20 protein-coding genes and 1 pseudogene are annotated in these 23,672 nt (G+C 70.8%); 4 read left to right on the top strand and 17 right to left on the bottom strand.

Translation table 11 applies throughout. The features are described 5' to 3' along the window. Nucleotides 1-111: 111 nt before the first annotated feature. The gene (locus tag LZ604_RS06290) at nt 112-1,266 is read right to left on the bottom strand and encodes an adenosine deaminase (RefSeq protein WP_234513244.1); all 1,155 of its coding nucleotides are present in this window, start codon (nt 1,264-1,266) and stop codon (nt 112-114) included. Between the two features lie 113 nt (nt 1,267-1,379). Here LZ604_RS06290 and LZ604_RS06295 point away from each other — a divergent pair, with 113 nt between their 5' ends. Next, the gene (locus tag LZ604_RS06295; protein WP_234513246.1) at nt 1,380-2,141 is read left to right on the top strand and encodes a prolyl oligopeptidase family serine peptidase; all 762 of its coding nucleotides are present in this window, start codon (nt 1,380-1,382) and stop codon (nt 2,139-2,141) included. Nucleotides 2,142-2,156: 15 nt separating this feature from the next. On the opposite strand, the gene LZ604_RS06300 is transcribed toward LZ604_RS06295, so the two are convergent. Beyond that, nucleotides 2,157-3,119: a LysR family transcriptional regulator gene (locus tag LZ604_RS06300; RefSeq protein WP_234513248.1), complete on the bottom strand. Its 963-nt coding sequence runs from the start codon at nt 3,117-3,119 to the stop codon at nt 2,157-2,159. A 63-nt stretch (nt 3,120-3,182) separates the two neighbouring features. On the opposite strand from LZ604_RS06300, the gene LZ604_RS06305 reads away from it, so the two are divergent. Continuing rightward, nucleotides 3,183-4,460: an MFS transporter gene (locus tag LZ604_RS06305; protein ID WP_234513250.1), complete on the top strand. Its 1,278-nt coding sequence runs from the start codon at nt 3,183-3,185 to the stop codon at nt 4,458-4,460. A 193-nt stretch (nt 4,461-4,653) separates the two neighbouring features. After that, nucleotides 4,654-5,670, top strand: coding sequence for a sigma-70 family RNA polymerase sigma factor (locus tag LZ604_RS06310; RefSeq protein ID WP_234513253.1), 1,017 nt, complete (start codon nt 4,654-4,656; stop codon nt 5,668-5,670). On the opposite strand, the gene LZ604_RS06315 is transcribed toward LZ604_RS06310, so the two are convergent. From LZ604_RS06315 to LZ604_RS06360, 10 genes are all read right to left on the bottom strand, one after another. Beyond that, nucleotides 5,554-5,940: an STAS domain-containing protein gene (locus LZ604_RS06315; protein WP_234513255.1), complete on the bottom strand. Its 387-nt coding sequence runs from the start codon at nt 5,938-5,940 to the stop codon at nt 5,554-5,556. The genes LZ604_RS06310 and LZ604_RS06315 overlap by 117 nt on opposite strands. 25 nt (nt 5,941-5,965) lie before the next feature. After that, complete coding sequence (locus LZ604_RS06320; protein WP_234513256.1) at nt 5,966-6,550, bottom strand: Uma2 family endonuclease; 585 nt, start codon at nt 6,548-6,550, stop codon at nt 5,966-5,968. 97 nt (nt 6,551-6,647) lie between these two features. Next, nucleotides 6,648-7,931, bottom strand: coding sequence for a thymidine phosphorylase (locus LZ604_RS06325; protein WP_234513257.1), 1,284 nt, complete (start codon nt 7,929-7,931; stop codon nt 6,648-6,650). A gap of 83 nt (nt 7,932-8,014) precedes the next feature. Then, nucleotides 8,015-8,416: a cytidine deaminase gene (locus LZ604_RS06330; protein ID WP_234513258.1), complete on the bottom strand. Its 402-nt coding sequence runs from the start codon at nt 8,414-8,416 to the stop codon at nt 8,015-8,017. After that, nucleotides 8,413-9,675 carry an ABC transporter permease gene (locus tag LZ604_RS06335; RefSeq protein ID WP_234513259.1) on the bottom strand — a complete coding sequence of 421 codons (1,263 nt, stop codon included), beginning with the start codon at nt 9,673-9,675 and terminating at the stop codon, nt 8,413-8,415. The genes LZ604_RS06330 and LZ604_RS06335 overlap by 4 nt, the downstream gene beginning before the upstream one ends. Further along, nucleotides 9,675-10,793, bottom strand: coding sequence for an ABC transporter permease (locus tag LZ604_RS06340; protein WP_234513260.1), 1,119 nt, complete (start codon nt 10,791-10,793; stop codon nt 9,675-9,677). Before LZ604_RS06340 ends, LZ604_RS06335 begins: the two co-directional genes overlap by 1 nt. After that, nucleotides 10,790-12,472 carry an ABC transporter ATP-binding protein gene (locus tag LZ604_RS06345; protein WP_234513529.1) on the bottom strand — a complete coding sequence of 561 codons (1,683 nt, stop codon included), beginning with the start codon at nt 12,470-12,472 and terminating at the stop codon, nt 10,790-10,792. Before LZ604_RS06345 ends, LZ604_RS06340 begins: the two co-directional genes overlap by 4 nt. A gap of 212 nt (nt 12,473-12,684) precedes the next feature. Beyond that, on the bottom strand, nt 12,685-13,734 hold the full coding sequence (locus LZ604_RS06350) for a BMP family lipoprotein (protein ID WP_234513261.1): 1,050 nt from the start codon (nt 13,732-13,734) through the stop codon (nt 12,685-12,687). A gap of 466 nt (nt 13,735-14,200) precedes the next feature. Next, on the bottom strand, nt 14,201-15,265 hold the full coding sequence (locus LZ604_RS06355) for a BMP family lipoprotein (RefSeq protein WP_234513530.1): 1,065 nt from the start codon (nt 15,263-15,265) through the stop codon (nt 14,201-14,203). Between the two features lie 374 nt (nt 15,266-15,639). Beyond that, a complete protein-coding gene (locus LZ604_RS06360; protein ID WP_234513531.1) occupies nt 15,640-16,860 on the bottom strand; it encodes an amidohydrolase in 1,221 nt (406 codons plus the stop codon). A gap of 524 nt (nt 16,861-17,384) precedes the next feature. On the opposite strand from LZ604_RS06360, the gene LZ604_RS06365 reads away from it, so the two are divergent. Continuing rightward, nucleotides 17,385-18,083 (top strand): class I SAM-dependent DNA methyltransferase, encoded by a 699-nt coding sequence (locus tag LZ604_RS06365; protein ID WP_234513262.1) that lies wholly within the window; start codon nt 17,385-17,387, stop codon nt 18,081-18,083. On the opposite strand, the pseudogene LZ604_RS06370 reads toward LZ604_RS06365, so the two are convergent. From LZ604_RS06370 to LZ604_RS06390, 5 genes and pseudogenes are all read right to left on the bottom strand, one after another. Further along, a pseudogene (locus LZ604_RS06370) lies at nt 18,059-18,465 on the bottom strand (phosphate ABC transporter ATP-binding protein); the annotation flags it as partial. The gene LZ604_RS06365 and the pseudogene LZ604_RS06370 sit on opposite strands and share 25 nt — an antisense overlap. Before the next feature lie 183 nt (nt 18,466-18,648). Continuing rightward, the gene (locus LZ604_RS06375) at nt 18,649-19,908 is read right to left on the bottom strand and encodes a hypothetical protein (protein ID WP_234513263.1); all 1,260 of its coding nucleotides are present in this window, start codon (nt 19,906-19,908) and stop codon (nt 18,649-18,651) included. Between the two features lie 26 nt (nt 19,909-19,934). Continuing rightward, nucleotides 19,935-20,873: an N-acetylneuraminate synthase family protein gene (locus LZ604_RS06380; protein WP_234513264.1), complete on the bottom strand. Its 939-nt coding sequence runs from the start codon at nt 20,871-20,873 to the stop codon at nt 19,935-19,937. A 14-nt stretch (nt 20,874-20,887) separates the two neighbouring features. Next, nucleotides 20,888-22,189, bottom strand: a complete 1,302-nt coding sequence (locus LZ604_RS06385) for an N-acylneuraminate cytidylyltransferase (RefSeq protein ID WP_234513266.1) — start codon at nt 22,187-22,189, stop codon at nt 20,888-20,890. Nucleotides 22,190-22,230: 41 nt separating this feature from the next. Then, on the bottom strand, nt 22,231-23,574 hold the full coding sequence (locus LZ604_RS06390) for a DUF6716 putative glycosyltransferase (RefSeq protein ID WP_234513268.1): 1,344 nt from the start codon (nt 23,572-23,574) through the stop codon (nt 22,231-22,233). Nucleotides 23,575-23,672: the final 98 nt, after the last annotated feature.

The following is a 23,672-nucleotide window of genomic DNA, read 5'->3' on the forward strand; positions in this document are numbered from 1 at the left end:
CGATGACGGGGATATGAGCGGTCCCGAAACCGTAAGCACGCGAATGCGGGCTCCGCAAACGCCCCGATTCGGCCGGATCCATGTTCCCCGACCGCCGGAAAACGGGACCCGTCAGCCCTCGTCGGGCACGGAAGCGCTGGTGGAGGCGGTCTGACGGAACAGCCATTCGGACTTCAACTCGGCATATCCGGGCTTGATGACGTCATTGATCATTGCCAGCCGTTCATCGAAAGGAATGAATGCTGACTTCATAGCATTGACCGAGAACCACTGGAGATCGTCGAGCGTATAACCGAAAGCGTCGACCAGGTGCTCGAATTCCCGGCTCATGCTCGTCCCGGACATCAGACGGTTGTCCGTGTTCACCGTGGTACGGAAATGCAGCCGCCGCAGCAGCCCGATGGGGTGGTCGGCGTACGAGTCGGCGGCGCCGGTCTGGAGGTTGGAACTGGGGCACATCTCCAGAGGGATGCGCTTGTCGCGTACGTACGAGGCGAGGCGTCCGAGCTGCACCGAGCCGTCCTCGAGGACTTCGATGTCGTCGATGATGCGCACCCCGTGGCCGAGCCGGTCGGCGCCGCACCACTGCAACGCCTGCCAGATGGACGGCAGTCCGAAGGCCTCACCGGCGTGAATGGTGAAGTGGTTGTTCTCGCGCTTCAGGTACTCGAAGGCGTCGAGGTGCCGGGTGGGCGGGTAACCGGCCTCGGCTCCGGCGATGTCGAAGCCGACCACGCCCAGGTCGCGGTAGCGGTTGGCCAGTTCGGCGATCTCCAGGGAGCGGGCCGCGTGGCGCATGGCGGTGAGCAGGGCGCCGACGCGGATGCGGTGGCCGTTCGCCTTCGCCCGCCGCTCGCCCTCCCGGAAGCCCTCGTTGACCGCCTCGACGACCTCCTCGAGGGTCAGCCCGCCCTCCAGATGCTGCTCGGGCGCATAGCGCACCTCCGCGTAGACGACCCCGTCCTCGGCGAGGTCCTCGGCACACTCGGCCGCCACCCGCACCAGTGCGTCCCGGGTCTGCATGACCCCGACCGTGTGGGAGAAGGTCTCCAGGTACCGCTCCAGGGAGCCGGAGTCGGCCGCCTCGCGGAACCAGATGCCGAGCTTGTCCGGGTCCGTGTCGGGCAGGTGGGAGTAGCCCGTCTCCCGGGCGAGACTGACGATGGTGCCGGGGCGCAGGCCCCCGTCGAGGTGGTCGTGCAGCAGGACCTTGGGCGCCCGGTGGATCTGGTCCCAGCTCGGGGTGTTCTGGTGCTGGCTCGTCATTTCCGCACCATAGCGCCTACGCGCGTAGAGGCCGGGGCAGGGCGAGACGTCGATATGCAAAGGTGACCCTCAGGACGGGTCGCGTACACCGTCGCTTCTGACACTGTTCTGTCATGGCACACCAAGCGACGCCGGTGCGCAGGGCCCGGCTGGGAAGGGCGCTCGGCCCGGAGCCGACGACGGTGAGCGGCGCGGTGCTGCTGCTCCCCGGCGGTGACGAGGTCTCCGCCCGCAGGCCCTCGACCCTGCTCGCGACCGCCTCCGTCCTCGGGCTCGGCCGCCGCCTGGCCCGGGCCGGCCACGGCGAGGGCCTGGTCACCCACGTGGTGCACTACCGCTACCGGGGCTGGAACGGCAGCGAGGCGCACCCGGCACAGGACGCCGCATGGGCCGCCGACGAGGTCGTACGACGCCATGGGGACGTGCCGGTGTGTCTCGTCGGCGTGGGCATGGGCGGCCGGGCGGCGCTGCACGCGGCGGGACATCCGGCCGTCAACTCCGTGCTCGCACTGGCCCCTTGGCTGCCCGAGGAGGACATGGCCGCGTCGCCCGAACCGGTGAAGCAGCTCGCCGGGCGGCGGGTGCTGATCGTGCACGGCACGAACGACGAGCGCACGGACCCGGAGCTGTCCTTCCGGCTGGCGGCCCGCGCGAAGAAGACCAACCGCGACATCTGCCGCTTCGAAGTGCACGCGGACGGGCACGGGTTGCACCAGTACCGCTCCGAAGTGCATGCGCTCGCCGAGGACTTCATGCTGGGCACGCTGTTCGGGCGGCCGTTGTCCCGCCCGGTGGAGGACGCGCTCGCCGCTCCCCCGCCGCTCGGGCTGCGAATGCCGCTGGCAGCGGGGTTCGGCCGGTCGTTGCGCAGGTGAGAAGCCCGGCACCGGTCATTGGTGCAGCAGCCGCCCCCGCCGCGACAGCAGGAACTTCTTGAAGGCCGCAACCGGCTGCGTGTCCACGTGCCCCGCCAGCCATGCGACGCCGATCTCGCGCACCGCCCGCGGCGCCGTGACCGTCAGCTCGACGACCCCCGGCCGCGGCACCGCCGGAGGCGGCAGCAGTGCGACGCCCAGCCCGGCCGCGACCAGGCCCCGCAACGTTTCGGCCTCCTCGCCCTCGAAGGCGACGCGCGGTGTGAATCCCGCCTCGCGGCACAGGGCGTCGGTGATCCGGCGCATCCCGTAGCCGGGTTCCAGGGTCACGAACGTCTCGTCCGCGGCCTCGGCGAGCCGGACGCGCCGGCGGCCCGCCAGCCGGTGGTCGGCGGGGACGACGAGCCGCAGCTTCTGCTCGTCGACGCGGCGGGCGACCAGATCGGGTGCGTCGGGCACCGGAGAGGTCAGGCACAGGTCCAGTTCCCCGGCGCGCAGCTTCTCGAGCATCGCCTCGCCGTAGGTCTGGACGAGGCTGAAGCGGACGCGCGGGTGGTCGGCGCGGAAGGCGTGGATGAGGCCGGGCACGGTCTCGGCACCCATCGTGTGCAGAAAGCCGAAGGCGACCTTGCCGGTGGCCGGGTCGGCGTCCGCGCGCACCTCCTCCGCGGCCCGTTCGATCTCCGCGAGAGCGCGCTCGACGGACGCGAGGAACGTCCGGCCGGCGGGGGTGAGGGCGACCGTGCGCCCGCGCCGGGCGAACAGCTCGACGCCCAGGTCCTGTTCGAGGCGGACGAGCGCGCGGGACAGGGTGGACTGGGGGACCTGCATCTCCTGCGCGGCACGGGTGACATGCTCGGTCCGGGCGACACCCGCGAAGTGCGCCAGGCGCGGCGCGAGCAGCGCGACGATGTCTACTGCGTCACTTGTGTCACTGGACGATGACAGGCGAGCTGCTGACCTCTGCTGATGCACCATGGGAACGATTATGGCGTTTCTGTGCATTGGACGGATGAGGAGCGGGGTCCGTACGTTCGAAGCATGCCTGCTGCTGATACCGGGGCGTCCACCACCGTGGGCGCCGCCTCCGCGACCGCCCCAACCGCCGTCTCCCGTCTGACCCCGGGAGGCCCCGGCTACCGCCGGATGAGCCTCGCCCTGTTTCTCGCCGGGGTCGCCACCTTCGCCCTCCTCTACTCCACGCAGGCACTGCTGCCGCTCGTCTCCCGCGACTTCGGGGTGACGGCGAGCGCGGCGAGCTGGACGGTCTCGGGCGCCACGGGCGGACTGGCGCTGTTCGTCCTTCCCATGAGCGCGCTGTCCGAGCGGTTCGGACGGCGGACGCTGATGACGGCGTCGCTGGCCGTCGCGGTGACGGTCGGGCTGCTGGTCCCCTTCGCCCCGTCGCTCGGTGCGCTGATCGCGCTGCGCGCCGTCCAGGGCGCGGCGCTGGCCGGTCTGCCCGCGTCGGCGACCGCCTACCTGGCCGAGGAGGTCACCCCCAGGGCCCTGATCACGGCGATCGGCCTGTTCGTGGCCGGCAACAGCGTGGGCGGGATGAGCGGCCGGGTCATCACCGGCTGGGTCGCCCAGGAGTGGGGCTGGCGGGTGTCCCTCGGCACGATCGGGGTGATCGCGGTGGCGTGCGCGGTGGCCTTCCGGCTGCTGCTGCCGGCGCCGCGGCACTTCGTGCCGGGGTCGCTGCGCCCGCGGGTGCTGGCCGGCACGGTCCGCGACCACCTGGCCGACCCGCTGCTGCGCCGGCTCTACGCGATCGGCGCGCTGTTCATGACGGTGTTCGGCGGCGTCTACACCGTGATCGGCTACCGCCTGACGGAGGAGCCGTTCGGGCTGCCGCAGGGCATCATCGGCTCCATCTTCCTGGTGTACCTGGTGGGCACGGTGTCGGCGTCGACGGCGGGCCGGCTGGTACACCGGCTGGGCCGCCGTGGGGCGCTCTACCTGGCGGCCGGCACCACGACGGCGGGCCTGCTGCTGTCCATGGCGTCCTCCCTGCCTCCGGTCCTGCTGGGGCTGGTCCTGATCACGGCGGGCTTCTTCGCGGGCCACGCGGTGGCTTCCTCGGCGGTCAGCCACACGGCGAAGCGGGGCCGCGCCCAGGCGTCCGCGCTGTACCAGTCGTCGTATTACGTCGGGTCCAGCACCGGCAGCACGGTCGGCGCGATGGCGTTCCACGCGGGCGGCTGGTCCGGGACCGTGGGCATGGGCCTACTGGCGGTCCTCGGCGTCGTGACGATCACCGTGTTCGGGTCCCGCGCGGCCCGTCTCGCCGCCCGACGGGAGCCGGCGGCGGCGTAGCGGGGCTCCACCCCGTGGGTGGCGCGCCGTACCGCGTGAGTGGCGCGCCGTACCTCCCGGGTTGTGCCGGGCCCTCCCCCCGTGGCCTGCGGGTTTCCCCGCTGCGGGCGCCGTTGTCAGTGGGCTGCGGTAGCTTCCGAAGTGCTGGGGCGCGAGGGTGCGCGACAGGGACGGCCGCTGGGGTGGGTGGACCATGGGTGACGGTACGGCGACGGTGGAGGACCTCGACGTCCGGCTGGAGAGGCACAGGACCGAGCTGACGGGATACTGCTACCGCATGCTCGGCTCGTCCTTCGAGGCCGAGGACGCGGTACAGGACACGATGGTCCGCGCCTGGCGGAGCTACGAGAAGTTCGAGGGCCGCTCCTCACTCCGCTCCTGGCTGTACCGGATCGCGACGAACGTCTGCCTGGACATGCTGAGCGCGGGCAATCGGCGTGCCCGCCCGATGGATCTGACCGAGTCGACGCCCCTCGCCCGGGCCGCCCTCTCCCCGCGCCCGGACAGCACCTGGCTGGAGCCGATGCCCGACGCGCGCGTCCTGCCGACGACCGACGACCCGGCGGAGGCGGCCGTCGCCAAGGAGTCGGTCCGGCTGGCCTTCATGGCGGCCCTGCAGCAGCTGCCCGCCAAGCAGCGGGCGGTGCTCATCCTGCGCGAGGTGCTGGCCTGGCGGGCCGGCGAGGTCGCCGAGCTGCTCGGCACCTCGGTCGCCTCGGTCAACAGCGCGTTGCAGCGGGCGCGCGCCACGCTGGCGGAGCGGGCGCGCGAGGGCGCCGACGCCGCCGTCTCCGACCCTCTGGACGCGGGGCAGCAGCAACTGCTGGAGCGCTATGTGGCGGCCTTCGAGGGGTACGACATGGCGGCGCTGACGGCCCTGCTGCACGAGGACGCTGTGATGACGATGCCACCGTTCGACCTGTGGCTGCGCGGCACGGTGGACATCACCGGTTTCATGACCACGCTCGGCTCCGCCTGCGCGGGTTCCCGCCTGGTGCCGGTCGCGGTCAACGGCCTGCCGGGCTTCGCCCAGTACAAGCCGGACCCGGACACCGGCGGCTTCACGGCTTGGGCGGTCCAGGTCCTGGAGACGTCAGACGGCAGGATCTCCGGGTTCCACTGCTTCCTCGACACCAAGCGCTGGTTCCCGCTGTTCGGCCTGCCCCTCCAGCTCGATGGGGAGGCCGGTCAGATCGATCAGCGCGCGTAGGGCGGGCGCCGGATCACGCAGCCGGATACGGCCCCCGGCCCGCCGGGCGGCCAGCTGCATCCGGGCCAGGGCGTCGACGGTCGAGAGTGCCGGTGGGCCCAGCCCGGACGCATCGCACACCACGACCTCGGCCCCGCCGGACACCAGCCGCGCCCGCACGTCCTCGCACAGCGCCGCCACCTCGTGCCGGCCGAGGGAGACCGGCAGGTACAGCACTGTTGGTGTTGTCGCGTCCACGTTCGGTAGACGGCCGTGGCACGCGGAAGTCATCGGGCGGACGAGCGCGGCGGCGTGGCTAGTCGGCGGGGAACCCGCTGGTGTCGAGGGTGAGGTCGAAGGGTGCGGGCAGCGTGATGGTGTCGCCGAACTTGACGGAGGACAGAACTTGGTAGACGTCGCCCTCGGGCTCGCCGTACAGCGTCACCGTGGGAACGCCGGAGGCCCAGCGGTCGACGAGGAGATAGAGCGGGATGCCCGCGGTCGCGTACGCGGCGGGCTTGCTGACGCGGTCGTGGCGGGCGTTGGACCTGGAGGTCACCTCGACGACGAGTTCGGCCAGGGCGGCCGGGATGTGTGTGTCCGCTTCCGTGCACTCCGGCACCGGAGCAACCACAAGGTCCGGGATGAGCATGCCCAGACGCGAGGGGACGGCGATGGCCAGTGTCTGGTAGACGCCCCAGTCATCGGGAATCACAGAGTAAAGGCGACGCTGAATGCGTTCCGCGATGACATTGTGCCGGGACGCGGGAGCGGGTGACACGGTGACGACCCCTTCGATGATCTCCACCTTGCTGCCCTCGGGCCATTCCATCTCCTCCCAGAACCGGACGAGGTCGTCCCAGCTCTGATCGGGGTCCTGGCTCACGGTGAGTGCGCTCATGGCGGTGTCTCCTATCGGTGCGTCACCGATCCCAGCATGCCGAACGGGACCGGCGGCGGTCCACCGGTCCCGTTCACCCGGAAGGGGAAAGCCCAGGTCAGGCGATACGTTCCAGCACCACCGGCGAGGCGGTGAAGTCCGTGCCCGGGGCCGCCACGTCGTACGAGCCCTCGACCGCCTGCAGCGCGTACTCGAAGCGCTCGGGGGTGTCCGTGTGCAGGGTCAGCAGCGGCTGGCCCTCGGTCACCGAGTCGCCCGGCTTGGCGTGCATCTCGATGCCCGCGGCGGCCTGCACCGGGTCCTCCTTGCGGGCGCGGCCCGCGCCGAGGCGCCAGGCGGCGACGCCGATGCCGTAGGCGTCCAGGCGGGTCAGAACACCCGACGAGGGGGCCCTCACCACGTGCTGCTCCTTCGACGTCGGCAGCGACGCGTCCGGGTCGCCGCCCTGGGCCGCGATCATCCGGCGCCAGACGTCCATGGCCGAGCCGTCGGCCAGCGCCTTCGCCGGGTCCGCGTCCTTCACGCCCGCCGCGTCCAGCATTTCGCGGGCCAGGGCGATGGTCAGCTCCACCACGTCGGAGGGGCCGCCGCCCGCCAGGACCTCCACCGACTCGCGGACCTCCAGGGCGTTGCCCGCCGTCAGGCCCAGCGGCGTGGACATGTCCGTCAGCAGCGCCACCGTCTTCACGCCGTGGTCGGTGCCGAGACCCACCATCGTGGACGCCAGCTCCCGCGCGTCCTCGATCGTCTTCATGAAGGCGCCGGAGCCGACCTTCACGTCGAGGACGAGCGAGCCCGTGCCCTCCGCGATCTTCTTGGACATGATGGAGGAGGCGATCAGCGGGATCGCCTCGACGGTGCCCGTGACGTCGCGCAGCGCGTAGAGCTTCTTGTCGGCGGGTGCCAGGCCGTCGCCCGCCGCGCAGATCACCGCGCCCGTGGTGTCCAGGACGTGCAGCATCTCCTCGTTCGACAGCAGTGCGCGCCAGCCGGGGATCGACTCCAGCTTGTCCAGGGTGCCGCCGGTGTGGCCGAGGCCGCGGCCCGACAGCTGCGGGACCGCCGCTCCGCAGGCGGCGACCAGCGGCGCCAGCGGGAGGGTGATCTTGTCGCCGACGCCACCGGTCGAGTGCTTGTCGGCCGTCGGACGGGACAGCGACGAGAAGTTCATCCGCTCGCCCGAGGCGATCATGGCCGCGGTCCAGCGGGCGATCTCACGGCGGTTCATGCCGTTGAGCAGGATGGCCATCGCGAGCGCGGACATCTGCTCGTCGGCGACCTCGCCCCGCGTGTACGCGTCGATGACCCAGTCGATCTGCTCGTCGCTCAGCTCACCGCGGTCCCGCTTGGTGCGGATGACGGAGATGGCGTCCATGGCCATGGTTTCCTTCCGAAGGTCCGAAGGTGCGCGGCCCCCTGAGTCATGGAGGACGACTCGGGGGGCCGGGCGGGAGTTACCGGGAGTTACTTGGTGAGATGGTCCGGGCCGAACGCCTGGGGCAGCATCTCCGACAGCGGCAGGATGCCCGCCGGGGTCTCCAGGAGCAGATCCGGGCCGCCGAACTCGTACAGCAGCTGGCGGCAGCGGCCGCACGGCACGAGGATCTCCCCGTTGCCGTCGACGCAGGTGAAGTGCGTCAGCCGGCCGCCCCCGGTGTTCTGCAGATGCGAGACGAGACCGCACTCGGCGCACAGGCCGAGGCCGTAGGAGGCGTTCTCGACATTACAGCCGGTGACGACGCGTCCGTCGTCGACCAGGGCCGCGACACCGACCGGGTAGCCCGAGTAGGGGGCGTACGCGCGGGCCATCGCCGCGCGCGCCTGCTCCCGCAGGGCCGCCCAGTCGACCGTGGCGGGCGGTGTCACTTGCCCTGTCCCTTCCGGTATGGCATGCCGTCCGCCTTCGGCATCCGCAGGCTCTGCGCGGACAGCGACAGCACCAGCAGGGTGACGATGTACGGAGTGGCGGTGACGAGCTGCGCGGGAACCTCGCTGGTGCTGGAGTACCAGACGAAGAGCAGCGCCGCGACCACGGCGGTGATCACCGCGGGGACGTACTTCTTCTTCCATGCGAGGTACGCCGCGCCGAACACCACCAGGATGCCGAGCAGCAGGATCAGGGCGTGGACGTTGGTGGTGCCGCCGCGCAGGTTGAGGCTGTCGGTGTAGCCGAACAGGCCCGCGCCCAGGGCGAGTCCGCCCGGCATCCAGTTACCGAAGATCATCGCGGCGAGACCGATGTAACCGCGGCCGGCGGTCTGGCCGTCGAGGTACACGTTGGACGCCACGATGGACAGGAACGCGCCGCCGAGGCCCGCGAACCCACCGGAGATGATCACGGCGATGTACTTGTACTTGTACACGTTGACGCCGAGGGACTCCGCCGCCACCGGGTTCTCGCCGCAGGAACGCAGCCGCAGGCCGAAGGCCGTGCGCCACAGCACCCACCAGGTGACCGGGACGAGCGCGACCGCGATCACGGTGAGCGGGGACAGGTCGGTGACCAGACCGCCGATCAGGCCCGCGATGTCGGAGACCAGGAACCAGTGCTTGTGGTTCAGCGTGTCCAGCCAGCTCGACAGGCCGGGGATGTCGAAGGTGCCCAGCGAGTCGATCGGCGGGGACTGCTTGGAGGAGCCCTGCGGGGCGTTCTCGAAGGTGAACTTCGACAGGTAGCGGGTGGTGCCGAGGGCCAGGATGTTGATCGCCACACCGGAGACGATGTGGTTCACGTTGAAGGTCACGGTGGCGATGGCGTGCAGGAGGGCGCCGAGCGCACCGCCGATGATGCCGAAGACGACACCGGTCCACGGGCCCCACTGGTAGCCGGCCCAGGCACCGAACCAGGTGCCGAGGATCATCATGCCCTCGAGGCCGATGTTGACGACGCCGGAGCGCTCGGCCCACAGGCCGCCGAGGCCCGCGAGGCCGATCGGGACGGCCAGGCGCAGCGCCGTGGACATCTGGCCGGTCGAGGTGATGCCGTCCGCGCCGGTGATCAGCCGGACGATCGAGGTGAGGGCCAGGACTCCGGCGATGATCAGCAGGAGCACCGGCAGTGACATACGGCGGCTGCCCTTGCCGGGCTGCTGCGCCTTGGGCTTGGCGATGGTCGCGGTGCTCATCAGGCCGCCACCTCCTTGTTGGTGTTCTGAGCGGCGGCGGCCAGCTCCGCGCCGACCCGCTTCTGCTGGCGGCGCAGGCCCCACTGGCGTACGGCCTCGTACGAGATGACGACCGCGAAGACGATCAGGCCCTGCATGATCGTGGCGATCTCCTTCTCGTACGCCACCGGGATCGCGTAGTCGAGGGCGGGGGACGCCTTGTCCAGGAAGGCGATCAGCAGTGCCGCGAAGGCGATGCCGACCGGGTTGTTGCGGCCGAGCAGGGCGATGGTGATGCCGGTGAAACCGAGGCCCGTCGGGAAGCTGAGGCTGTAGGTGTGGGCGTCGCCGAGCAGCAGCGGCAGGCCCGACAGGCCCGCGACCGCGCCGGAGATCAGCATCGCGGTGAGGACCATCTTCCTGGCGTTGACACCGGAGGCCGCGGCGGCGGTCTCGGAGGCGCCGGTGGCGCGCAGGTCGAAGCCGAACCGGGTGCGGTTGAGGACGAGCCAGTACAGGATGCCCGCGACGACCGCGAGGAAGACCAGGCCGTAGATCTCGCCGACGTCGGGACCCAGGTTGATGCCCGGGACCCAGCCGGAGTTCTTCATGATGCCGGTCGTCATGTTGTTGCCGACCTGCACGCCCCACACGTTGGAGAGGGTGAGGTAGCCGATGAGGCTGGTGGCGATGGCGTTGAGCATGATCGTCGCGACGACCTCGCTCACCCCCCGGGTGGTCTTCAGGACACCCGCGATACCGGCCCAGAAGGCGCCGGTGAACATGGCGACCAGCATGAGCACCGGAATCTGGAGGAAGGACGGCAGCGCGAGGTGCGCGCCGACGACGGCGGTCATCATCGCGGCGAGTCGGTACTGGCCGTCGACGCCGATGTTGAACAGGTTCATACGGAAGCCGATGGCCACCGCGAGCGCCGCCAGGTAGTACATCGACGCCTGGTTGACGATCAGCACCTGGACGTCGGAGAACGTCGCCTGCTCGATCATCAGGCGGTACGGCTCGAACGGATTCTTGCCGGAGGCGATCAGCACGACCGAGGTGAGCAGGATCGCCGAGACGAGCGCGATGACCGGACCGGCCACCGCGAGGAGCACCCGCTCCTTGTCGAACTTCTTCATCGGGCGTCGTCCTCCGGGCCGGCGTCTGCGTCGCCTTCTGTGGCGTTTTCTACGTGTTCCAGGTGACCGGACGCGGCACCCGTCATGGCCGAGCCCAGTTCCTCCGGGGTGATGGTGGCGGGGTCGGCGTCGGCGACCAGCCGGCCGTTGTAGATCACCCGCAGGGTGTCGGAGAGGCCGATCAGCTCGTCCAGGTCGGCGGAGATCAGCAGCACGGCCAGGCCCTCGCGGCGGGCCGCGCGGATGTGGTCCCAGATCGCGGCCTGCGCACCGACGTCCACACCGCGGGTGGGGTGGGCGGCGATCAGGAACTTCGGCGCGTGGCTCATCTCGCGGCCGACGATCAGCTTCTGCTGGTTGCCGCCGGAGAGGGAGGCGGCGGTGACGTCGATGCCGGGCGTGCGGACGTCGTAATCCTTGACGATCCGCCGGGTGTCCTCCTGGGCGCCCTTGGGGTCGAGCCAGAAGCCCTTGGCGTTGGGGCGCTCGGTGACATGGCCGAGGATGCGGTTCTCCCACAGCGGGGCCTCGAGGAGCAGGCCATGGCGGTGGCGGTCCTCGGGGATGTAGCCGACGCCCTGCTCGCGGCGCCTGCGGGTGGGCCAGGCGGTGATGTCCTCGCCGAGGAAGGCGATGGAACCGGAGTCGGCGTTCTTCAGGCCGATCAGCGCCTCGATCAGCTCGGTCTGGCCGTTGCCCTCGACACCGGCGATGCCCATGACCTCACCGGCGTGGATGGTGAAGGTGATGTCGTCGAGGACCCGGCGCACAGCCGCCGCGCTCTCGGCCGTCGACTCGGTGAGCAGGCCGGTGGAGGCGGGTTCGTCGAGCTCGCCGAGCGAGGAGCCGCCGGTGGCGCGGATGGTGAGGTTCTTGACCTCGATCACCGGCCGGTCCGTCACGGTGGACTCGGCGGTCTCGGGGGTGGGCAGCTCGCTGCCGACCATCAGCTCGGCCAGCTGGCGCGGGGTGGTCTCGGCGGGGATCGCCGTGCCCACGGTGGTGCCGCGGCGGATGACGGTGATGTCGTCGGCGACCGACAGGACCTCGCCCAGCTTGTGGGAGATGAAGATGACGGACAGACCCTCGGACTTCAGCTCGCGCAGGTTGTCGAAGAGCGCGTCGACCTCCTGCGGGACGAGCACGGCGGTCGGCTCGTCGAGGATGAGGGTCTTGGCGCCGCGGTAGAGGACCTTGAGGATCTCGACGCGCTGCCGGTCGGCGACGCCGAGGTCCTCGACCAGGACGTCGGGGCGTACGCCGAGACCGTACCGCTCGGAGATCTCCTTGATCTTCTTGCGGGCGCCGCTGCCGATTCCGTGGAGCTTCTCGCTGCCGAGGACCACGTTCTCGAGGACCGTCAGGTTGTCGGCGAGCATGAAGTGCTGGTGGACCATGCCGATGCCGCGGGCGATGGCGTCGGCGGGGCTGTTGAAGGTCACCTGCTCGCCGTCGACGGTGATCGTGCCCTCGTCCGGCTTCTGCATGCCGTAGAGGATCTTCATCAGCGTCGACTTGCCGGCGCCGTTCTCGCCGACGAGGGCGTGCACGGTGCCCTTGCTGACCGTCAGGTGGATGTCGTGGTTGGCGACGACACCGGGGAATCGCTTGGTGATCCCCGCCAGCTCGACCGCGGTCGTCGACGGAGCGGTGAGCGGAGGGCTGCTGGACGCGTCGATGGCGCACTCTCCTTGGGAAAGGGGCCGCTCTACGCGCGTAGCGCCCCTGCTTTAAATAGTGCCCGGACCTGATCCCTGTCGATCCGTTCCGAGCATTCTGCCGCGCGAACGGGGCGCGAGTCGGTCATCCTCCCCACGCCCCGTTCCGTGGCCGCAACGCTGCCACTACAGCGTCGTTTTGGCCATGCTTCCGGTCGGCCGGTGACCTCCGGTCAGGAGGTCTTGACCTTGATCGAGCCGTCCTTGATGCCCTGCTCGGCCTTCTTCAGGGCGGCCTGGAGGTCGGCGTTGTTCTTGAACACCGGGTTGGAGTCGGCGAGGCCGACGCCACCGTTGGCGAGGCTGCCGCGGATCTCGCCGGTCAGCGGCTTCTTGTCCTTGATGACGGACTTGGCGAGCTCGTACACCGACCCGGAGACGTTCTTGAGCGCCGAGGTGAGGATGTAGTTCTTGTACGACGACAGAGCGCTCTGGCTGTACTGGTCGGAGTCGACGCCGATCGCCCACACCTTGTGCGTGGCGGCGGCCTTGATGACGCCCTGGCCGGAGAGGCCGGCCGCGTGGTAGATCACGTCGGCACCGGCGTCGATCTGGCCGTTCGCGGCGTTCTCACCCTTGTCGGGGCTGGCGAAGCCGCCCTCCTGGGGGGTCTGCGTCAGGAACTGCGACTCGATCTTGATCTTCGGGTTGACCGACTTGGCACCCTGGATGAAGCCCGCCTCGAACTTGTGGATGAGCGGGATGTTCACGCCACCGATGAAGCCGATGTGGTTCTTCTTCGTGGTCTTGGCGGCGGCGACACCGGCGAGGTAGGAGGACTCCTCCTCGTGGAAGACCATGTCGGTGACGTTCTTCGCGTGGATCTCGTTGTCGTCGATGATGCCGAAGGTCACCTTCGGGAACTTGGCCGCGACCTGCTTGACGGCCGGCGCGTACACGAAGCCGACGCCGATGACGGGGTTGTAACCCGCCTTGGCGAGCGTCTCCAGGCGCTGCACCTTGTCGGCGTCCGTCTCGCCCTCCTGCGGCTCGACGTCCCGGCCGGCGACACCGAAGTCCTTCTCGGCCTTCTGGAAACCGGCGTACGCGGCGTCGTTGAAGGACTGGTCGCCCTTGCCGCCGATGTCGTACGCGAGGCCTATGCCCTTGGACTTGCCGCTGCCACCGGCAGACGATGTGGACGAGTTGCCACAGGCGGATACGGTGACGGCAAGGGCTGCGGTCGCAACCCCGGCAACGGCGATACGGGACACCCGGCGCATGGAACGTGACTCCTTTGTGCAAGCGCCCATACCAGGCGCTGGTTCCGCGGCAGCGTAACGCGCGTAGACCGGACGGAAAACCCCTTCTGTCCGGTCCGTTATCGAGATGTGGCCACTGACACAGGGCAGGTTACGGAGCGCGGTGCGGCGCTTGCACGAGGCAAGGGCGCGTGGCGCGAAAGGGAGGGAATGGACTCCTGATGTGGGGGCGAGATGCGTGGAAAGAGGAGCTTTTGTGACCCCTGAGGCGACCTGTGCACCGCGTACAGGCGGCCCGGGCGGCCACCTCTCCGGCCGGCCACCGTCCCGTCTCCCAGCGTGCGCCCGCAGCGGGCCCGCGGCGCCTCTGCGGGCCGTGGGGCACACAGCACTCCGCCCCGCCGGACCGGATCCCAGCGGGGCGGATTCACCTACGGCTTCCGGTACCGGCTCCCGGGGCACCCGGTAGCCGGACGGACCGGCGGCGTCACTGCGTGTTGACGGTGACCTTGCCGTCGATGATGTCCTGCTTGGCCTTGTCGACCGCCGTGACGACGTCCTTCAGGGCCTTGTACTTCGGGTTGGAGTCGGCGAAGCCGACGCCGCCCGACTTGAGGTCGCCACGCTGCTCACCGGTCAGCGGCTTGCCCTCGACGACCGACTTGGTCAGGTCGTACACCGCGCCGCCGACGTTCTTCAGGGCCGAGCCGAGGATGTAGTCCTTGTACTTGGCGAGGGCGCCCTGCTGGTACTGGTCGGAGTCGACGCCGATGGCCCACACCTTGTGCTCGGCGGCGGCCTGGATCACACCCTGGCCCGACAGACCCGCCGCCTGGTAGATCACATCGGCACCCGCCTCGATCTGTCCGTTCGCCGCGTCCTTGCCCTTGTCGGGGCTGGAGAAGCCGCCCTCCTGGGGCGTCTGGGTCAGATACTGGGACTCGATCTTGATCTTCGGGTTGACGGACTTGGCGCCCTGGGCGAAGCCCGCCCCGAACTTGTGGATCAGCGGGATGTCCACGCCGCCGATGAAGCCGATGTGGTTCTTCTTGGTCGCCTTCGCGGCGGCGACACCGGCCAGGTACGAGGACTGCTCCTCATGGAAGACGAGGTCGGCGACGTTGCTCGTCTTGACCGTGTCGTCGTCGATGATGCCGAAGGTGATCTTCGGGTACTTGGCCGCGACCTCCTTGACGGCGGGCGCGTAGACGAAGCCGACGCCGATGATCGGGTTGTAGCCGGCCTTCGCGAGCTGCTCCAGGCGCTGCACCTTGTCCGCGCTGGACTCGCCGTCCTGCGGCTCGATGTCCCGGCCGCCGATCTTGAACTCCTTCTCGGCCTTCTCGAAACCGGCGAAGGCGGCGTCGTTGAAGGACTGGTCGCCCTTGCCGCCGATGTCGTAGGCCAGGCCTATGCCCTTGCCCGTGTAGCCGGACGAGTTCTTGTCCGAGCCGCCCGAGGCGTCGGTGCTGGACTTGCCGCACCCGGCGGCCGCGAGGGCGACGACCGCGACGGCCACCGCAGCTTGGGAGAACCTCGTCCTCCGAGAGATCAGACGCACAGCAAGCACCCCTTCATCCCCACGGCACCGTCACCGGTCCGTTTCCCCGATCGCCGCCACCGCAACGATTTCGGCGCACAGTAACGCGCGTAGAAGGGGAGGGGAACGGGGTTTCTCGTGGCCGTTATCGATTCGTGCCGCCACTGCGTTGCGTCGGTGCGTCGCCGGTTACGGACGGGTCACGCAAGCGGACGAAGGGGGCGAACCGGGGCGCACCTTTCGGTCATCGGAGAGCCCTGGAGAGCCGGGTCCGTCCGGCGCTCCGGGCCCGTCCACCCCAGGGGACCCAGGCTCCCGGGCCCTGGCTCTCCCGGGCCCTGGCCCTCCGGGGATCCAGCCCTCCGGAGCCCCGGCCCTCCGGGGCCCTAGCCCTCCGCGTCCAGCAGCGCGGCCGCCGTGAACAGCTCCACCCCGACCGTGATCGCGTGCTCGTCCACGTCGAAGTCGCCCTGGTGGAGGTCGCGGACGGTCCGCTCGCCCGGCCGGCGGACGCCGAGGCGGGCCATGGCACCGGGCACATGCTCCAGGTACCAGGAGAAGTCCTCGCCGCCGAGGCTCTGCTGCGTGTCCTCGATGGAGTGGACGCCGCGGCGTGCGGCCATCGCGTCGTGCAGGAGTTCGGTGACGGCCGTGTCGTTGACGACGGGCGGCACTCCCCGCACGTAGTTGATCTCGGACTTCGCCTTGTACAGGTTCGCGATCTCGTCGATCGCCGCGTGGACGACGTCGGGTGCGTGCCGCCAGGTCTCCAGGTCCAGGCAGCGCACGGTCCCGGCCAGCTCGGCGTGTTGCGGGATGACGTTGCAGGCGTGGCCGGACTCGATGCGCCCCCAGGTGACCGAGAGCCCGCTGCGCGCGTCGACGCGGCGGGCGACCAGGGCCGGCACATCGGTCGCGACGCGCGAGACGGCCGTGACGAGGTCGGTGGTCAGGTGGGGGCGTGCGGTGTGGCCGCCCGAGCCGGCGAGCGTGACTTCCAGCCGGTCGCACGCGGAGGTGATGGGGCCGTGCCGCAGTCCGATGCGCCCGGCGTCGACCCTCGGGTCGCAGTGGACGGCGATGATCCGTCCGACGCCGTCGAGCGCACCGGACGCGATCGCGTCGGTGGCACCGCCCGGGAGGACCTCCTCGGCGGCCTGGAAGATCAGCCGCACCGGCCGCGGCAGCCTGCCCTGCCGGTGCAGGTCCGCGAGGACGAGTCCGGCCCCGAGGACGACGGTGGTGTGGACGTCGTGCCCGCAGGCGTGGGCGCGGTCGGGCACGGTGGACCGGTAGGCGCAGTCGGTCTTGGTGTCGGGGATGGGGAGCGCGTCGATGTCACCGCGCAGCGCCAGGATCGGGCGTACGCCGTCCGGTTCACCGATGTCGCAGATGAGCCCGGTGCCCGCGGGAAGCACGCGCGGCGCGAGTCCCGCCTCCTCGAGGCGGGCCTTGATCGCGGCGGTCGTGCGGAACTCCTGGTTGCCGAGTTCTGGGTGCATGTGCAGGTCGCGGCGGAAGGCCACGAGCTCGGCCCGCAGCAACTCGGGCAGGGTGCCGGGGAGCACACTGTCCCCGGGGTGATCGGCCTCGGACTCTCGGGACATCAAGTGGTTCACCCTTTGAAGGGTAGGGCGATCGGGCGGCCGTTCTCCCCTCGATCAACAAAACTTCAGCCCGTCAGGGGAAGAAAAGCTGGCCGCACGCCGCATAGCCGGCTGTGACGATGGGTACACTCGCCCGTCTTTTTGGGCGAGGGATCTCCGAGGAGACCGTGGCGGGTCCGCCGGGGGTGACCGCGGAGCCGTCCCGGCACCGCCGACGGCGCCCGGGGATCCCTGACCGGGACCGCTCCCGTGTAGGAGCGTCCCGCCGGGGCAACGCCCGGGGGGCCCGATCTGTTCCCTCCCGTCACCGGCACCACGTCGCCGTCCGCCTCCTTCCTCCCGGCACATCCGGCATCCCGCCGGGTCTCCGTCTCCCGCGGGTACCCCGCCTCGCCGCCGTCTCCCGAGGGCCGCGGTCCCGGCCCGCCGGGCCCCGTGACGGGTGACGGGTGACGGGTGACGAGCGGATGAACCCTGGGAAGCCGCCCCCGCAGGGCCCACCCCGGCGGGTAGCGTGCGCCACCGTGAACGCCGAGGAACCGGACTTCCTGCGCACCGCCCGGGCGTCGTACGACACCCTGGCCCCCGACTACGCCGCCCACGTTCCCGACGGCCCGGCGACCCGCCCACTGGACCGGGCCCTGGTCACCGCCTTCGCGGATCTGGTGCGAATGAACAGCCCAGCCCCCGTCGCCGACCTCGGCTGCGGCCCCGGCCACGGCACGGCGCGTCTGCACGCCCTCGGCGTCCCCGTCTTCGGCGTCGACGTCTCCCCGCGCATGGTGGCCCTGGCCCGCCGCACCCACCCGGAGCTGCGGTTCCATGTGGGCACCATGACGGCGCTGGATCTGCCGCCCCGGACACTGGGCGGCATCGCGGCGCTCCACTCCGTCAGCCATGTGCCGACGGAGCACCTGTCCACGGTGTTCGCCGAGTTCGAGCGGATCCTGGTGCCCGGCGGCCAGGTCCTGCTGTCGTTCCCGGCGGGCACGGACGACCGCACCCGCCTCACCGAGCGCTTCGGGCACGACGTCGAGCTGGACTACTACTGGCACGCCCCGGACACGGTCACCGGGCACCTCGCGCGGACCGGGCTGCTCGTCCACGCACGCGCGCTCCTCGACCCGGACGAGGAGGGGACGGACGAGGACGGGAAGCGGGAGCGGGCGTTCCTTCTGGCGCGCAAGCCGCCGGCCGGTCAGCCGAAGCGGCCCGCCACGTAGTCCGCCGTCCGCCGGTCCTTCGGGGTACCGAAGATCTCGCCGGTCGGGCCGTGCTCGACGATGCACCCGGGCGCGCCCTGCTCGGCGAGGAAGAAGGCGCACTGGTCGGAGACGCGGGCCGCCTGCTGCATGTTGTGGGTGACGATCACGACGGTCACCTGTCCGGCCAGTTCCCCGATCGTCTCCTCCACCCGGCGGGTGGAGGTGGGATCGAGTGCCGAGCACGGTTCGTCCATGAGCAGCACCCGGGGGCGTACGGCCGGCGCGCGGCGATGCACAGACGCTGCTGCTGACCGCCGGAGAGGGCGCCGCCGGGCTGGCGGAGGCGGTCGGGGACCTCCTTCCACAGGCCCGCGCGCGTGAGGGATTCCTCGACGAGTTCGTCCCGGTGTGTGGCTGCCACGTGTGGTCCCCCCACGGTGGAAACAGATCTCCCCGCGCGGTGCCGGTCGGCTCCGCGCGGGGAGATTCAGTGGCCGGATCGTGGCGGTCCGACCCGTGCCGCGTGGCCGATCCGTGAATGACTCATGTCCGTTCCGTGCGGGAGCCGTGGGGATGCTGAGGTCTACCCCGCCGCCATGCCCTGTTCCGTCGCCCGGTCCTGTTCCGCCGCCGACGGCAGCCGGTCCACGTCCCGCGCCGTCCCGGTCACCCCCGAAAGGAAGCCCTGGGCCCGTGGTGAGGCGTGGTCCGTCAGCCAGGCCGGATCGATCTCGCACACCGCGACCCGCACCTCCATACCGACGAGTGCCAGGGGCAGGGTGTGGACGACCGTGGACGGGAAGCTGAGGATCGTACGGCCGATGGGGCCGCGTCGGGCGATCAGTTCCAGAGGGAGGTCCGGACGGACCACCTCCAGACCCGTCTCGACCGCCAACCGGTGAAGTTTGTCGGGGCTTTCGCGGCGGTGTGCGAAATAGCGCCGCGCCCCGTGCGCGGCAGCCAGGGCACGGACCGCCTCCAGATAGCGTTCGCCGTCCACCACACCCGTCTCGACGAGGGAGGTGCCCACCAGGTCCGCGCCCTTGGTGAGGCGCGGCGGGCCGAAGCGGGCCCGGGTCCAGGCGAAGTCGTTCGCGGTGACCGTGACCCCGGCCGGGGTCTCGTCGACCGGCATCGACGAGAAGACCTCCACGGCGCGCCGCGCGCTCGGCGTCAGCCGGCGCCGAGCCGACGCTGACACCGGCGCGAAGACCAGGTCACGGGCGCCCGGACGGCCGCCCTTGCGGTGCCATCGCACCAGACGTTCGCCGCGGGCGAGTTGGGCGACGAACTCCATCGTCGCCGTGCCGTCGTCCACCACCACCAGCTCGCGGGCCCGGGTGATGGTCAGCAGCAGCTGGACGTAGCGGGAGAAAGGGTCCCCCATCACCACCCGGCGCGCCCGGCGCAGCATCCGGGTGAGGCCGCCGATCGTCCGGAAGGGAGCCGTCGCGCCGCCCCGCGCCTCCTCCCAGCGGACCTCGTACCCCTCGTCGCGGGCCAGTTCCGCCATGCGGCGCAGCTGGCCACGGGTCATCGGGTCGGTGGGCGAGAGCACAACGAGGGTGAGCCCCTCGCCCGCCGCACGGCGGAGCGAGGGGCCGCCGGAGCCGCCGGGTGCCGTGCCCTCCGCCTCGGACGCCCCCGGGCCGTTCGCCACCGAGCGCCCCGCGCCGGACCGCGGCCCGCCCTGCGCGGGGATCGCCACCCCGCGCCCGGGCGCATCGCCGACCTTCGTACCGAGCGCGTGTGCGTGTGCCCACTCCAGGACGTTCAGGAGCTGGACCGGGCTCTCGACGAAGGCGAGCGTGTGCGGACCGGCGGATCCGGCGCGGGGGCTCATCGGCGTACGACCGTCCCGTAAGGCGCTCAGACCGACACCGGCTCACCGGCGGCCGCGGCGATCTCCGCCTCGGCGACCACGCCGGCGACACGGCGCAGCTTCTTCATCGGGCCGAGCTCGGAGTCGTACACCTTCTTCACGCCGTCGCCGAGGGACGCCTCGATGGTGCGGATGTCGCGGACCAGGCGCTGCAGGCCCTGCGGCTCCACCGACGCGGCCTGGTCGGAGCCCCACATCGCGCGGTCGAGGGTGATGTGGCGCTCGACGAAGGTCGCCCCGAGCGCGACCGCGGCGAGGGTGGTCTGCAGGCCCGTCTCGTGGCCGGAGTAGCCGATCGGGACGTTCGGGTACTCCATCTCCAGCGTGTTGATCACGCGGAGGTTGAGCTCCTCGGCCTTCGCCGGGTAGGTCGACGTCGCGTGGCAGAGCAGGATGTTGTCGGAGCCGAGGACCTCGACCGCGTGGCGGATCTGCTTCGGGGTCGACATGCCCGTGGAGAGGATGACCGCGCGGCCGGTGGCACGCAGCGCCTTCAGCAGCTCGTCGTCGGTGAGGGACGCGGAGGCGACCTTGTGAGCCGGGACGTCGAACTTCTCGAGGAAGGCGACGGCCTCGGTGTCCCACGGGGACGCGAACCAGTCGATGCCCTTCTCCTTGCAGTACTCGTCGATCTGACGGTACTCGTCCTCACCGAACTCCACACGGTGGCGGTAGTCGATGTAGGTCATCCGGCCCCAGGGGGTGTCGCGCTCGATGTCCCACTGGTCGCGCGGGGTGCAGATCTCGGGGGTGCGCTTCTGGAACTTGACGGCGTCGCAGCCGGCCTCGGCGGCCACGTCGATCAGCTTGAAGGCGTTCTCGAGCTCGCCGTTGTGGTTGATGCCGATCTCGCCGCAGACGTAGACGGGCTTGCCCGGGCCGACCTCACGGGTACCGAACGTGCGCAGACGGGAGTTGCTGCTCATGGCAGGGGGATTCCTTACTTGTCGAGGGAGTCGAGAGAGGGGCCGAGGATCCAGCTGGCGATCTCTCGGATCGCGCCGTCGCCGCCGGGGACGGTGGTGACCGCGCGTGCGGCGCCGCGCACGACGTCGTGGGCGCTCGCGACCGCCACGGGCCAGCCGACCAGGGCGAAGCACGGGAGGTCGTTGACGTCGTTGCCGACGTAGAGCACGCGCTCAGGCGCGATGCCCTGCTCCTCGCACCACCGCTTCAGTGCGAGGTCCTTCCGGTCGATGCCGTGCAGGACCGGGATCTTGAGCTTCCGGGCCCGTGCGGCGACGACCGGGTTCTGCTCCGTGGACAGGATCAGCATCGTCAGGCCGCTGCGGCGCAGCGCGGCGATACCGAGGCCGTCCCCGCGGTGCACGGAGACGAACTCGCGTCCGTCGGAGTCGATCAGCACCCTGTCGTCGGTCTGGGTGCCGTCGAAGTCGAGTACGACCGCGTCGATGTCGGCGCGGGTCGGGAGGGCCCCGGGCCGCGCGGCGTCGAAGTGCGGCGCGAGGGCGCGGGCGCGGGCCAGATCGTGCGGGTCGTCGATCTCCAGCACACGGGCCGGGTCGGTGCGCACGAGTTCGGTGCGGCCGAAGAAGCGGTGCCGGTGCTCACGCAGCCCGGCGGCGTCCATCGCGTAGGCGGCGCCGGTCTCCAGCAGGTCCTGGGGCCGGTCCTGGCGGCGCGGCCGGAAGGACTTGTCGTGGTTGACGCCGTATCCGCCGTCGGTGGCCGTGGCGTTGGCGACCCGCGTGGCCCCTCCGACCTCGCCGGTGCGCTGGGAGCCGATGACGGGGGCGGGCTCGTCGGCGGCGTCGCGCCAGATGAAGCCGTGGAAGGGGGCCACGGTCAGCGCCGTGTCCGCGCCGTTCTCGACGACCGCGGCGACCACCCCGTCGACGTCCTCGCGGACCAGGAAGGGGCTGGTGCACTGGACCAGCAGCACCACGTCCACCGGCGAGCCGTGCAGCGCCTCGTGGGCGTCCATGGCGTGCAGGACCGCGTCCTCGGAGGTGGCGGTGTCGCCCGCGATGGCGGCGGGGCGCAGCACGACCTCGGCGCCGGCCTCGCGGGCGGCGGCGGCGATCGCCTGGTCGTCGGTGGAGACCACGACGTCGGTGACGAGCCGGGCGGCCAGGCACTCGCGCACGGCGCGGGCGACCAGGGGGACCCCGCCGACCGGGGCGAGGTTCTTCGCGGGCACACCCTTGGAGCCGCCGCGTGCGGGGATCACCGCGAGCACACGGCGCACCGGCGACGCCTGTGTCGCTTCCGGGTTGGACATGGGTTCAGCTCCTTGGGGTGCTTGGCGTGGGGTCCGCTCGCTCACAGCTCCCCCATCCGCCGGATCACGGGCGCCACGCGCTGCACTCCGTGGCGGTAGGCGCCGCGCGCGGCGCGGCGCACGATCTGGCGTACGGGGCTCGGCGCCTTGTCGGCGGCGGGAGCGCCGGGCAGCGGGCTGCCGTCCGGGGCGAGGTGGTGGCGGGCGAGGACACCGGGCAGATAGCCGGGCGCGGTGACGGGCGTGTAGTAGGGCGCGAGCGGCGGGAGTTCACCGGCGGCGAGCAGCTCGGTGATGCGCCGGCGCGCCTCGTCGAAGGCGGTCGCGTAGGAGCCGTCGGCGCCGACGCCCTGCCGGGCAACCCACTCCGGGTCCGTCGCGGGCACGTGCCCGGCGTCGAGCTGGTCCCAGGAGGCGAGGCAGCCGGAGCCCACGAAATGGTGGTTGCCGAGCGCCTCCCGCACCCCGAGGTCGGTGAGGACGACGGTGGGGATACGGCGGTGCAGCGACTCCAGGGCGGCCGTCGAGCTGACGGTGACCAGCAGGTCGGTGTGGTCGAGGACCTCGCCCATGTTCCCGTACACCAGGCGGAAGTTGGCCGGAAGGTCCTCCTTCTGGGCCAGCTTCTGGTACGGCAGCTCCTCGATGTGCGTGGTGTGCTCGCCCGGCTTGGAGCGGAGCTTGAGGAGCACCTCGCGCTCGGGGTGCTTGCGCGCGTGCCGGATCAGCCTCTCCAGCAGGTATGTGCGGTCCTTGCGGCTCTCGGGCACGGAGGGCTGTGCGGCGAAGACGACCGTGTAGGGGTCCTTCTTCTCGTAGGCGGCGCCCCCGAGGAAGGGCAGCGCCACCTCGGTCACCGACGAGGCGTCGGCGCCCACCCCCTCGTAGACCGCCCGGAAACGCTCGGCGTCCTGACGGGAGTTGGCGAGCACGAGGTCCGCGCCGTGACGCAGCAGCAGGCCGTCGGCGAGCTTCTCGTAGACGACGCCGACATAGCCCGTGACGACCACGGGGCGCCGTGCGCGTCCCTGCCAGGCGTGGGCGAGCCCGTGCAGCATCGCCTGGACACCGCCGCCGACGAGGGCGAGCACGAGGACGTCGTAGGTCTCCTTCGTCATCTCGCGCAGGAACTCGACGGCGGTCACCTCGCGGAGGGAGTCCGCGCGGACGCCGACCTCTTCGAGCTGGCGGGCGGTGGGGGTGGCACGGCCCCTCAGGAGGAAGCCGTCGAGCCGTATGACCGAATCGGCCGTTCTGCTCGACTTGTCGGACTCGGTGAATTCCGCCGGCGAGATGCGGTTCGCGGTGAGCGCGCCCCATTTCCACCGGGTATCGGAATCGGCTAGGACGGCGACCCGAAGGGACTTCGTGGTACTTGCTGGCACATCGAAGACGCTAGGAAGCGATTCCGATGCGCAGCCCAACCGGAATACAACAAAGGGTTAACAGCACGCCGCCGAACGGCGAATCGGGGCGTGAAACA

The sequence above is a fragment of the Streptomyces glomeratus genome (assembly GCF_021462825.1).
Classification (GTDB): domain Bacteria; phylum Actinomycetota; class Actinomycetes; order Streptomycetales; family Streptomycetaceae; genus Streptomyces; species Streptomyces glomeratus.